This window comes from Duganella sp. HH101 (genome assembly GCF_001758795.1).
GTDB lineage: Bacteria > Pseudomonadota > Gammaproteobacteria > Burkholderiales > Burkholderiaceae_D > Rugamonas > Rugamonas rivuli.
In genome coordinates this window covers 1-11955 of record NZ_LRON01000025.1, presented here as the reverse complement: position 1 = coordinate 11955, position 11955 = coordinate 1, and the positions used below count along the sequence as shown (strand labels likewise).

Below are 11955 nucleotides of genomic sequence, written 5' to 3'. Positions count from 1 at the left end.
CCCTTCAGAATACAAAATCGACCGACGCGCTGACCACGCTGATCGGATGGCCGGACTGGAAGCCCGGCTGCACGTTGATGAAGGTGCCGTTCGAACCGCGCAGCGGCGTCAGACGATCATACTGCAGCTTGAGCGCGTAGTTGGCGCGCACGTCCCAGCGCAGGCCGACGTTGATGCCGCGCTGATGCGGTATGGTGGCCAGCATCTGGTTCAGGCCCTCGTTCAACTGGGCGCCGGCGGCGGCCATCGGTGGCGGCAGGCCGCGCAGATCCAGGCCGTCGATGCGGGCCGGCGTGCGCGAACGCGACATCGCGTAACCGGCATACGGCGTCAGGTCGCCGTAGCGGTAGCCGGCGCTGAGGTAGGCGGCGGTCTTGTCGCCCAGGTAGGAACGGGCGTTCATGCGCCCCACTTCGCCCATCAGGAACCAGGCACCCGGGTCGTAGCTGGCGCCCAGCGTGACCACGTCGGCGCGCTTGGCGTCGACATCGTAGCGCGCGGCCAGCGCCATGCCCTGCGGCCCGAACTGGCTCAAGCCGGCGAATAGTTCGCGCGCCAGGTCGACCGTCAGTTCGGTCGTCATCGCGCTGGCGCGCACGGTCAGCGCGCCGCTGGCGGTGGTGTTGGACAGGCCCGTCATCGCGCGCGCCGTGGCATGCGCCTGCGGCGTCACCGCGATGTCGGTGCGGCCGAAGAAGAACTGGGTGACGTTGTGAACGCCCGCCGCGCTCCAGCGGTAGCTGGCGTCGACACCGTCGCTGTTGCTGATCGGGATGGCGCCGTACAGCTCGACCGGGGGCCGTACCCAGGGCAGCGCATAGCCGGCCTTGCGGTAGTCGCCCGCCAGGAACAGCGGCAGCGCGATGCGCCCCACGCGCAGGTTCAGGTCCGGCGTGACCTGGTATTTGATGTTGGCCCATTCGACCATCGGTGCGTAGCCGCTTTGCAGCGTGCGCTCGGACACCACCTGCAGCACGGCCGACCAGCGGCTGTTGAGGTTCAGGCCCAGTTGCATGCCCAGGCGGCTGTCGACGGTGGCGCTCCATTCGTGGCTGGCGCCGGCGTTGCCGGGATTGAGCACGTTGGCGGTGAAATCGGACTGGCTGTCATTACTGTGCACGAAACCCAGCGTGCCGTAGCCGCCAAAGGTCCACAGCGGCGCGGCGGCGGTGTCGTCGGCCTGCGCCGTGGCGCAAGCGAGCATCGTCAGGCTAAAGGTCAACGCGACCCTGGCGGTGCGCAGCGGTGAAAAATCAACGGTCATTCGTGGTTCCTGTCTATCGTCTACATACGGCATTGTTCTGCCAAGTGCACCGTGTTCAGGACGCGCGAAGACGCGAGCGCCGTCCGCAAGGACGGGGGAGAAACTCAACAAGGTGGGAAGGTCGCGGCCAAGGCGCGAGGCGCGAGCCTGAAGCGCCGCTCCGAAGAACTGAATCGGATGCAGCCACTTTATACTGCCCTACGGCAACTGTCGATGAATTAGAGCATAACACCAAAAAATCTATCGAAAAACCACGAATTTCAATAATTAAATATTAATTTCAGTAGCATAAAGCCACCGATTATATTGTCTCGACGACCATCTTGAGGATGGGCCAACGTCCGCACGGGAGCGCCGGGACGGTTGCCAATTAAATAAATTCCAGATATTATGAGAATAAGAATCATTATCATTAGAGAGACTCATGGATATTCCTCAAGAGCTGCGCAAGCTCGGATTGAAAGCAACCCTGCCCCGCCTGCGCATACTGCAGCTGTTTCAGGAATCGAAAAGCAAGCACCTGAACGCGGATGACGTCTATCGCCTGCTGCATGCGGAGAACATCGACATGGGCCTGGCCACGGTGTACCGGGTGCTGATGCAGTTTGCCGATGCCGGCATCCTGATGCGGCGGCATTTCGAATCGGTGGCCTCGGTGTTCGAGCTGAATGAAGGCGGCCACCACGACCACCTGATCTGCACCAACTGCGGCCGCATGGAGGAGTTCCTCGACGCTGAAATCGAGCAGCGCCAGGAGGCCGTGGCGCGCGAGCGGAATTTCGTGCTGCATGAGCACTCGCTGTCGCTGTACGGTTTCTGCGGCGATTGCGCCGGCACCATCAATCCGCTGGCGGGACGGAAGCTGCGGCGTTCTTGAACAGCGCGTCGACGAAGTCGACAAACACCGCGACTCGGGCGGCGCGCTGGTGCCGCTGTTGGTACAGCACCGACACATCCGGCCCCGGCGCCTGCCACTGCTCCAGCAGCGGCACCAGCGCGCCGCTGCGCAGCCGCTCGATCAGCGATACGGACAGGTGCTGCACCACGCCTCCGCCCTGCACCGCCATCTCGATCAGCGATTCCACATGGTCCATCGCCACCGCGCCGCGCGGCGTGCTGGTGAAGGGCTGGCCGTCCTGCTGGAAGATCCATGGCCGCAGCTGGCGGGCCTTGGGATAGACGAAATTCAGGCAAGGGATGATGCGCCAATATGTCCGGCATGTCCACCCGCAGGCTGCCGCGCGGCGTCTGATGGGCGTCGTTCATGCTGCTTTCCAGTTCATCCATCTCCGCCAGCAGGCTGCGCGCCCGCTCCACGCAGCGGCGGCCCTCATCGGTCAGCGACATGCTGCGCGTGGTGCGGTTCAGCAGCTTGACGCCGAAGTGCGCCTCCAGCACGCCGATCTGGTGGGTCACGGACGATGTCGAAATCCCCAGCTTGGCCGCAGCGCGGCTGAAGCCTCCGGCATCGACGACGGCGCAAAACACCTTCAGTGCATCCAGACGGTCCACATGTTCTCCTTGTTTTACAGGGCGATTCTAGCCTGATTGTTCACGATCCCGGGATACTGAATGCGACGGCGCCCACTTTTTCGCGCCGCCGTGCGACCGCAGAATAGCTCCATCCACCAACCATCAAGGAGCAGCACCATGAACACCATGCAAGCCGTCGTACTGAACGCCTTTGGCGCCCCGCTGTCGGATATGCAGATCGCCCGCCCGGTCGCCGCAGCCGGCCAGGTGCTGGTGCGCGTGATCGCCAGCGGCGTCAATCCGCTCGATACCAAAATCGCCGCAGGCAAGGCGGACCACGCTCGCACCCAATTGCCCGCAGTGCTGGGCATCGACATCGCGGGCATCGTCGAGAGTGTGGGTGAAGGCGTGCAAGGCTACGCGCCCGGCGACCGCGTCTTTGGCATGACGGGCGGCATAGGCGGCGTGCAAGGCTCGCTGGCGCAGTACGCGGCGGTGGACGCCGACCTGCTGGCGCACGTGCCCGGGCAGTTGTCGATGCGCGAAGCAGCCGCGCTGCCGCTGATCTTCATCACCGCGTGGGAAGGCCTGGTCGACCGCGCACGTGTCGGCGCGGGCATGAAGGTGCTGGTGCATGGCGGCGCGGGCGGCGTTGGCCACATGGCGGTGCAACTGGCGGTGGCGCTCGGAGCGGAAGTTTACGCCACCGGCAGCGTCGCGCAGCGCGCCGTCATCGAGAACATGGGCGCGACCTTCATCGACTATCAGAGCACCAGCGTCGAACAATACGTCCAGCAGCACACTGGCGGCGAAGGCTACGATGTGGTCTACGACACGGTGGGCGGCGCCACGCTGGACGCATCGTTCCGCGCCGCGCGCCAGTATGGTGGGCATGTGGTGAGTTGTCTCGGCTGGGGTACGCATGCGCTGGCGCCGCTGTCGTTCCGCGCCGCGACATATTCGGGCGTGTTCACGCTGCTGCCGCTGTTGTCGGGCAAAGGCCGCGCGCATCACGGCGCGATCATGAGGGAGGCCGGCGCGCTGGCCGCCGCCGGCAAATTGAAGGTGATGCTGGATGCGGGCGCCTACACGCTGGACGCGGCCGGCGTCACCGCCGCCCACGCCGCGCTGATGGACGGCACGGCGCGCGGCAAGGTGGTGGTGCAGGTGGCGGAAGCCTAAGGCTTGAGCGTATCGGCCTCGCCGAACGAGGCCGGCGGCGCGAACTGCATGCCCGGATTGGCGAACATCTTCACCGGCTTCGTGACGTTGTTCTTGATGAAGCCGAACTGGCCGGGGTCGTACTGGAACTGGCCCGCTTCGTTGACGAGGGAAATGCCGCCCGCGCTGACGTGCACGTGGAGGCCGGGCTCCAGTCCCGGCGACGGATCGGCATCGCCCCTGCCTGTCAGGTACTCCAGAAAGAAGGTGGTGCCGCGTATGCCGATGGTGGCGCTGGGAGTCTTCATCGCGAACTTTTCCTTGTTACGCTTGCCGAGCAAGCCGCTCAGCGAACGCAGGCCGCCCTTGACCAGCGTGAAGGCCGCGCGGTCTGCCTCCGGCTTGTCGCCATCGAAGGAGAACTGTTCGACGACGATTGCGGTGCCGGGCTTCAGCGTGAGTTCGCTGTTGTCGATGAAGCGGACGGTGGCCCAGGCGCCGGCGGCTGTGGCCAGCGTGTCGCCGCTTTCCACTTCGGATTGCAGCTTGAGCTGCCTGACCGCCCCGTTGGGCGAACGGGCCGTCAACGGGCCGCTGGCCTGCGCCACCACCCCAGCCACCTGCGCCGCCGAAGCCAGCGCAGCACAGCACCACATCAGCAAAGCCAATACAGACTTGATCGACATGAATCACCTTCCGCGAAATTCAACAGGCCTTTATACCACGGCCGGCATTCGTTCGGATTAGACGGTTCAAGCCGCCAGCGCCTCTCCTTGGTAAAACGGATAATCGGTGTAGCCCGCCGCCGTGCCGCCGAAGAAGCTCTCGCGGTCGTACTCGTTCAGCGGCCAGCCGTTGCGCAAGCGCTCCGGCAGATCGGGATTGGCAATGAAGTGCCGGCCGAACGCCACCAGGTCCGCATCGCCGGCCGCGATGATCGCGTCGGCCGATTGCTGGTCGAAACCGCCGGCGGCGATGATGGCGCCCGCGTAGTGCTGGCGTATCAGCTGTGCGGCCACCGGTGCCTGGTTGCGCGTCTCGTCTTCGACATTGCCGGCGATGCGCGGCTCGATCAGGTGCAGGTAGGCCAGCTTCAATTCCGACAACCGTCCCGCCACATAGCTGAACAAGCCTTCCGGATCGCTGTCGGACATATCGCCCCAGCTGCCGCTCGGGCCGATGCGCACAGCCACCTTGTCGCTGCCCCAGACCGAGATCACCGCCCGGGTAGCCTCAAGCAGGAAGCGCGCGCGGTTTTCAAACGAGCCGCCGTAGATATCGGTGCGCTTGTTGCTGCCGTCCTGCAGGAACTGGTCGAACAGATAACCGTTGGCGGCGTGCAGTTCAACCCCGTCGAAGCCCGCCTCGCGGCCACGGACGGCGGCCAAACGGAAGCTCTCCACCAGGCCTTCGATTTCCGGAATCGTCAACGCCCGGTTGGGCGTGTTCGGCACCCAGCCTTCCGACGTGTAGGCCACGCCGCCATGCGGCACTTCGGACGGGCCGACCGGTATGCTGCCTGCCGGCTGCACATCCTTGTTCGACTGGCGGCCGGCATGGTACAGCTGGAGGAATATCTTCCCTCCCCTGGCATGCACCGCGTCCGTCACCAGCTTCCAGCCGGCGATCTGGCTGTCGTCGTACAGGCCGGGGGCGCCGAGGTAGCCGTTGCCGTTTTCCGCAGCGATGGTAGCCTCGCCGATCAGCAGGCCGCCCTGCGAGGCGCGCTGCGCATAGTATTCGGCCATCAGCGGGCCAGGCCGGGCGCCGGCTTCGGCGCGCATGCGGGTCAGCGGCGCCAGTACCACGCGGTGGTTGAAAGTGTAAGGACCGATTGCTACAGGGGACATCAGCTTGTTCATGATTCGCTCTCCAGGTTGGGAATACAGCCAATGTAAGGCTTTACCAATTGAAGATAAATAGCTTGCAATTCCAAAGATATCGGACTCATACTTCCGCAATCATGACAACCGGGAGAGCGCCATGGACAGCCTGAGCGGCATTTCACTGTTCGTCGCCGTCGCCGAGACGCGCAGTTTCACCAAGGCCGGCGCGCAGCTCGGCATATCCTCGTCGGCCGTCGGCAAGAGCATCGCCCGCATGGAGCAGCGGCTGGCGGTGCGGCTGTTCCACCGCAGCACCCGCAGCATCACCCTGACCGCCGAAGGCACGCTGTTCCTGGAACGCTGCCGCCGCATCCTCAGCGAAGTGGAAGCGGCGGAAGCCGAACTGTCCGAACTCTCCGGCACGCCCAGCGGCCGCCTGCGCGTCAGCACGCCGCAGCTCACCGGCCTGGTGATGCCGGCGCTGACCGGTTTCATGCGCCGCTATCCCGACATCGCACTGGAGATCGACCTGTCCGAACGCATGGTCGACATCATCGAAGAAGGCTACGACGCCGTGATCCGCACCGGCTCCCATCACGATTCGCGCCTGGCCTCGCGCCGCATCGGCGCCTGCCCGCAGGTGGTGGTGGCCTCACCCGGCTACCTGGCGAAGCACGGCACGCCGTCGCATCCGCGCGAACTGGCGCAGCACCACTGCCTGCTGCACCGCTTCCCGGCCAGCGGCCGCATCGAGCGCTGGCCCTTCAAGCTGGCGGACGGCGAACCGGAACCGCAGCTGAACGAGCGCATGACCTGCAGCACCATCGAGGCGATCACCTACGCGCTGCTGCAGGGCGAAGGCATCGCCTTCCTGCCCACCTTCATCATCGAGGATGAGCTGAAGGACAGGCGCCTGCAAATCATCCTGGCCGACTACATGGAGCAGACGGTGACGTTCACCATGCTGTGGCCGGCCAGCCGCTACGCCTCGCCCAAGCTGCGCGTGTTCATCGACTACGTCGTGCAGAACATGCGGATCTGACGGCACGCGCCCGATATCGGAACAAACTGTCCGATATCTTCGGAACCCCGGCCTGTTTATCTTCACGACCGCTACCATCACACTGGCTCTCCACACTTTTCAGAGGAGCCAGTATGAACAGCAAAATCCGCGTCGGCATCGTCGGTGCAGGCACCTGGGCCGAGTACGGCCATATCCCTTCCTTGAAACTGCTGCCGCAATACGAGATCACCGCGATCTTCAGCCGCAGCCAGGAGAAGGCCGACGCCGTCGCCGCGCAGCACGGCATCAAGCACGCGTTGAACACGCTGGAGGCGCTGGTCTCCCATCCCGAAGTCGATCTGGTACTGGTGCTCAATCCCGCCCCCAGCCACGAGCACGCGATACGCGCCGCCATCGCCGCCGGCAAGGACGTCTACAGCGAATGGCCGCTCACCCCGAGCAAGGCCGTATCGCAGGAACTGATGGACCTGGCCAACCAGGCCGGCGTGCGGCATATCGTCGGCCTGCAGCGCCGCCTCGGTCCGGACTACCGCTATGTGCGCGACCTCGTGCGGGACGGCTACATCGGCGAGCTGCGCTCGGTGCGGCTGCATGTCAGCGTCGAGTACTTCCAGAAACGGCGCCTGCAATCGCTGTACTTCACCGTCCCGGCGGAGAATTTCTCCAGCCTGCTGTCGATCTACGGCGGCCACTTCTTCGACGCCGTCTTCACCATGGTCGGGCACCCGGACAGCATCCACGCGCTGACGGTCAACCAGTTCAAGGAGGTGACGCTGATCGAATCCGGCACCGTCATGCCGCACACGCTGGCGGACCAGGTGGTGGTGAGCGGCAGCTTCTCCAATGGCGCCGTGCTGACGGCCCATCTGGAAGCGGGCAAGCGCAATAACTTCGGCTGGCAGCTGGACCTGACCGGCTCCGGGGGCGACCTGAAAATCTCCAACCACACCAGCTTCGGCAACGCCTTCAACGTCATCGAGGGCGCGCAAGGCGACGCGCAGCCCATGCAGGTGCTGGCCGTTCCGGACATTTACAACTGGCTGCCGCCGAGCGACTTGGGCGGCAGCCAGCTGGAATTGGCCAACCTGTATGCCGCCCACGCGCGCGATGTGCAGGATGGCACCCGGCTGGCGCCAAGCTTTGCCGACGGGCTGGCGATGCATGGCCTGATCGACAGCATCGAAGCCTCCAGCGGCAGCGGCCAGCGGATACGCATCAAATAGCCACGCCTGCGCATGGCAAGGCCGCCGGCAATGGCGGCTACGCGCAGTTTCCTTTGCGCTGCAGGCGCCGTATCCAGCGGGATCTTGATGCCGGCGATGCGGCGCAAGTACAGTGGCCGATCGACGGCGCTGGCTAGATCGTGCGCAGCACCCGTTCCAGGTCGTCCAGACTGGCCGGCTTGACCAGATGGAAGTCGAAGCCCGCCTCGGTGGTGTTCTCGCGGTCGCGCGCCGAGCCGAAGCCTGTGTGGGCGATCAGGCGCGTCGTCGCGAACGCCGCTTCGGCGCGCAGCATGCGCGCCAGCGAGTGGCCGTCGATGTTAGGCAGGCCGATGTCGAGGATGATGGCGTCCGGCTGGTGGGCGCGCGCCAGTTCCATGGCGCGGCCGGCGTCGTGCGCCACGTAGACCTCGTGGCCCATCACCTTGAGCAGCTCGCCCATCACTTCGGCTGAATCGACGTTGTCGTCGACCAGCAGCAGCCGGCGGGCCGCCACCGGCGGCGTCGCCGCCGGCGCAGCGACGGCGGCCGGCGCCGTGGCCAGCAGCGGCAACTCCATGACGAAGCTGCTGCCCTGGTTGATGCCGGCGCTGTCGGCGGCCACGCTGCCGCCGTGCATCCGCACCAGCGTCGACACCAGCGACAGGCCGATGCCCAGCCCGTCGTGCGCGCGGTCGTGCGCCGACGCGCCCTGCGCAAACATATTGAAGATGCGCGGCAGGTTGTAGCCGGTGATGCCGATGCCGTTGTCGCGCACCGCGATGCACACGGTCTGCTGCGCCGTCAGGCGCACCTCAAGCCGCAATTCGCCGCCGCTGTTGGTGAACTTGGCGGCGTTGTGCAGCAGGTTGCCGACCGCCTGCGACAGCCGCACCGGATCGCCGTTGAGCCAGATGGCCTGCGCCGGCACATCGAGCAGCAGGCGGTGGCCGCGCGCTTCGATCAGCGGCCGCACCGACTCCACCGCCGCTTCCAGCACCGCGTGCAGTTCCACTTCCTGCAGGCGCAGCGTCAGCTTGCCCTCCGAGATGCGCGCCACGTCGAGCAGGTCGTCCACCAGCCGCGACAGGTGCCCGACCTGGCGCACGATGATCTCGCGCGCCTTGCGATGGACCTCGGTCTGGCCGGCGTCCGCCTCGCCCATCAGCGTGACGGCGTTGCGGATCGGACTGAGCGGATTGCGCAGCTCGTGCGCCAGCGTGGCCAGGAAGTCGTTCTTGTTTTCGTCGGCCGAGTGCAGCAGGCTTTCCATTTCCTTGCGGTGCGTGATGTCGCTGGTGATGCGGGCGATGCGGTACGGCGCATCGCTGGCGTTGCGCACCAGGAAGGCGCGGTCGCGCACCCAGCGCAGCACGCCGTCGGGCTGGCACAGCCGGTATTCCTGCTCGTAGTGCCCGCCGTTCTGCACCGCCTGCCAGTGCGCGTCGACGCCGGCACGGTCGTCTGCATGGATCGCCTCGATCCAGTCGTCGGGCCGCTGCTGCAGCTGCTCCGCGGCGCGGCCCCACATCGTTTCATAGGCTTTGCTGACGTACAGCAGTTCGTTGCTGTACAGGCCGAACATCCAGAACACGTCCTCGATGTTGTCGGTCAGCTGGCGGAAGCGTTCCTCGCTGTTGCGCAGGTCGGCCTGGGTGCGCTGCAGGCGCAGCAGCGCGTTGACGTTGGCGATCAGTTCATCGGCTTCGATCGGCGCGGCCAGGTAATTGTCGGCGCCGCCCTCCAGGCCGCGGATCTTGTCGTCGCGCCCGGTCAGCGCGGCCGAGGTCTGCAGCACCAGCACGCTGGACGTGGTCAGGTCGGCCTTGATCTGGCGGCACACTTCGATGCCGTTGATGTCGGGCAGCTTGACGTCGAGCAGCACCAGCGCCGGCACCAGCCGCCTGGCCAGCAGCAGCGCGTCGGTGCCGTTGGCCGCTTCGGCCACCTGGAACCCTGCGCCTTGCAGGATGCGGGTCTTCACATAGCGCGCACCGTCGTTGTCGTCGACGTTCAGGATCAGAATATCGCTATTACTCACAGGCTTGTCCTTCATCATAAACTGCCCCTGTCGCTCTCGCCGGGCGCGAACTGGCGCGGCAAGTGCAGGAAAAACGTGGAGCCGGCGCCGGCTTCACTACGCACATCGACCGCGCCGCCCAGCAGCGTGGCCAGCTTGCGGCACAGGGGCAGGCCCAGGCCGGTTCCCTTCGACTGGCGTTGCAGCGGATGCTCGATCTGGCTGAACTCCTCGAAGATCAGCTGCAGGTTGTCGGCGCTGATGCCGATGCCGGTGTCGCTGACGGCGAACGTCACATGGCCGGCATCGTCGCTGTCGCGCAGCTCGACGGTGATCTGCCCCACCTCGGTGAACTTGAGGGCGTTGGAGATGAAATTGCGCAGGATCTGCGCCACCTTGCCCTCGTCCGACAGCAGCGCCTGCGGCTGCGGCGGCGCCACGAACACCAGCTCGACCACGGTCGAACTGCGCGCCAGCGGCCGCAGCATGCCCTTGAGCGCGCTGAACAGGTTGCCGATATCGATGGGCGCGGTGGTCAGCTCGACCTTGCCGGCCTCGATCTTGGCCAGGTCCAGCAAGTCGTTGACCAGCTCCGACAGGTCGCTGGCGGCGCTGGCGATGAAGCCGACCTGGCGCTCCTGCTCCACGGTCAGCTCGCCGTCCATGCGGTCGAGCAGCAACTTGGCCAGCGCGCGGATAGAACTGAGCGGGGTGCGCAGCTCGTGGCTGGTGTTGGACAGGAAGCGCGACTTCATCTCATCGGCCTTGCGCAGGCGCTCGGCCTTTTCCTCGATCTCGGCGTACAGCGCCACCACGCCGCGGTTGGTGTCCTCCAGCTCGCGCGTCAGCGCCAGCAGGTCGTCCTGGCGCTCGCGCAGCTCGGCCAGCGCCGAGCCGAGCTCGCGGTTCTGCTGCTGCATTTCGGCGTAGGTGTTCTGCACCGGGCTGGCCGCCAGCGCCGCCGTCAGCCGCTCCAGGCCGGCGTGGTCGAGCTGCTGGCGCGCCCCCAGTTCCTTGTGCATCGTCACCTGCAGGCCCGGCTCGGCGCCGGCCTGCACGGTGCAGCCGTCCATCAGCCGCTGCGCGGTGACGATGGCGTTGTCGAACTGCAGCGACGGCGACTCGGCCTCGGCGCCGGGCGGCAGCGCCACCGGGCGCAGCGCGCCGCCGTCGGCGCGTATCGTCACGCTGAGCCGCTGCGGCTGGGCCTGAAGATCGAGCGCGAATTGCGCGCGGCCGCCCGCCAGCCGGCCGTAGGCGCAGCGCGCCACTTCCGACACCGCCGTCGCCACCCGCACCTGGTCCTGCACGCCAAAGCCCAGCAGCGCCAAGATCTGGCGCGCGCGCTGGCGCACCATCACCACGTCCGGCTCGCTGTCGATGCCCACCTGCAGGATACGCGCCAGAGTATTCATGCGGCCTCCGGACAGCGCTGCACCAGCACGCTGGCGTCGTCGCGGCCGCGCGCGCAGTCGCGCAGCAGCACCGCCGCGATCACCGACGGCGCGCAGCCGGCCAGGCCCGGATACTGGTCCAGGTCCCACTGCGTGCTGATGCCGTCGCTGGCCATGACGATCAGCGCGCCGGGCGCGCACGGCAGCGTGAATTCCTGCACCTTGCGCATATTGTGGCCGACGATGCCGTTGTGCGACACCAGCTGGCGCCGCGGTCCATGATCGATGATGCAGGCGCTGATGTTGCCGACGCCGGCGAAATGCAGCAGGCCGGCCGCCGGATCGAGCAGCGCCACGGCCAGCGCCGCGCCGCGCGTGGTGCGCAACGCCTGGTGGCAGACCGCCAGCTGCTCGGCCGGCCGCAGGCTGGGCTGCTGCGCCATCGCCTGCACCGCCGCCGTCGCCGCCTTGGCCGCCTCCGGCCCATGGCCCAGGCCGTCCACCATCAGCAAGGTCAGCGTATGGCGCTGGCGCGCCACGGCCCAGGCGTCGCCGCTGGCCGTCTCGCCCGCCAGCGGCAGGTACCCGGGC

The 11955-nt window shown here is 66.4% G+C and carries 11 protein-coding genes and 1 pseudogene; 4 read left to right on the top strand and 8 right to left on the bottom strand.

Annotation, left to right across the window (positions count from 1 at the left end):
- Positions 1-4: 4 nt before the first annotated feature.
- Positions 5-1264, bottom strand: coding sequence for a porin (locus DUGA2_RS27535; RefSeq protein WP_083296502.1), 1260 nt, complete (start codon positions 1262-1264; stop codon positions 5-7).
- A 424-nt stretch (positions 1265-1688) separates the two neighbouring features.
- Between DUGA2_RS27535 and fur the strand changes: the two genes are divergently transcribed.
- The gene (gene fur / locus DUGA2_RS27530) at positions 1689-2141 is read left to right on the top strand and encodes a ferric iron uptake transcriptional regulator (protein WP_070272588.1); all 453 of its coding nucleotides are present in this window, start codon (positions 1689-1691) and stop codon (positions 2139-2141) included.
- On the opposite strand, the gene DUGA2_RS34625 is transcribed toward fur, so the two are convergent.
- Both DUGA2_RS34625 and DUGA2_RS34620 read right to left on the bottom strand, forming a co-directional pair.
- Complete coding sequence (locus DUGA2_RS34625) at positions 2104-2412, bottom strand: LysR substrate-binding domain-containing protein (protein WP_373994852.1); 309 nt, start codon at positions 2410-2412, stop codon at positions 2104-2106. The two genes, fur and DUGA2_RS34625, sit on opposite strands and share 38 nt — an antisense overlap.
- 235 nt (positions 2413-2647) lie before the next feature.
- Positions 2648-2752, bottom strand: a pseudogene (locus DUGA2_RS34620) (LysR family transcriptional regulator); the annotation flags it as partial.
- A 162-nt stretch (positions 2753-2914) separates the two neighbouring features.
- On the opposite strand from DUGA2_RS34620, the gene DUGA2_RS27520 reads away from it, so the two are divergent.
- Entirely contained in the window at positions 2915-3919 is a 1005-nt protein-coding gene (locus DUGA2_RS27520) for a zinc-dependent alcohol dehydrogenase family protein (protein ID WP_070272587.1), read from the top strand.
- Here DUGA2_RS27520 and DUGA2_RS27515 read toward each other — a convergent pair.
- Together DUGA2_RS27515 and DUGA2_RS27510 are read right to left on the bottom strand one after the other, a co-directional pair.
- Entirely contained in the window at positions 3916-4584 is a 669-nt protein-coding gene (locus DUGA2_RS27515) for a FecR domain-containing protein (protein WP_070272586.1), read from the bottom strand. The two genes, DUGA2_RS27520 and DUGA2_RS27515, sit on opposite strands and share 4 nt — an antisense overlap.
- A 66-nt stretch (positions 4585-4650) precedes the next feature.
- Positions 4651-5760, bottom strand: a complete 1110-nt coding sequence (locus DUGA2_RS27510; protein ID WP_070272585.1) for an alkene reductase — start codon at positions 5758-5760, stop codon at positions 4651-4653.
- A 121-nt stretch (positions 5761-5881) separates the two neighbouring features.
- Here DUGA2_RS27510 and DUGA2_RS27505 point away from each other — a divergent pair, with 121 nt between their 5' ends.
- Both DUGA2_RS27505 and DUGA2_RS27500 read left to right on the top strand, forming a co-directional pair.
- Positions 5882-6766, top strand: a complete 885-nt coding sequence (locus DUGA2_RS27505) for a LysR substrate-binding domain-containing protein (RefSeq protein ID WP_070272584.1) — start codon at positions 5882-5884, stop codon at positions 6764-6766.
- A gap of 113 nt (positions 6767-6879) precedes the next feature.
- Positions 6880-7971: a Gfo/Idh/MocA family protein gene (locus tag DUGA2_RS27500; protein WP_070272583.1), complete on the top strand. Its 1092-nt coding sequence runs from the start codon at positions 6880-6882 to the stop codon at positions 7969-7971.
- A 133-nt stretch (positions 7972-8104) separates the two neighbouring features.
- Here DUGA2_RS27500 and DUGA2_RS27495 read toward each other — a convergent pair whose 3' ends face one another.
- From DUGA2_RS27495 to DUGA2_RS27485, 3 genes are all read right to left on the bottom strand, one after another.
- Entirely contained in the window at positions 8105-10009 is a 1905-nt protein-coding gene (locus DUGA2_RS27495; protein ID WP_083296501.1) for a response regulator, read from the bottom strand.
- Positions 10006-11385 (bottom strand): ATP-binding protein, encoded by a 1380-nt coding sequence (locus tag DUGA2_RS27490; RefSeq protein WP_070272581.1) that lies wholly within the window; start codon positions 11383-11385, stop codon positions 10006-10008. Before DUGA2_RS27490 ends, DUGA2_RS27495 begins: the two co-directional genes overlap by 4 nt.
- Positions 11382-11955 (bottom strand): SpoIIE family protein phosphatase (locus DUGA2_RS27485; protein ID WP_168167832.1); only part of this gene is annotated, 574 nt, incomplete at its 5' end. The genes DUGA2_RS27490 and DUGA2_RS27485, both read right to left, overlap by 4 nt.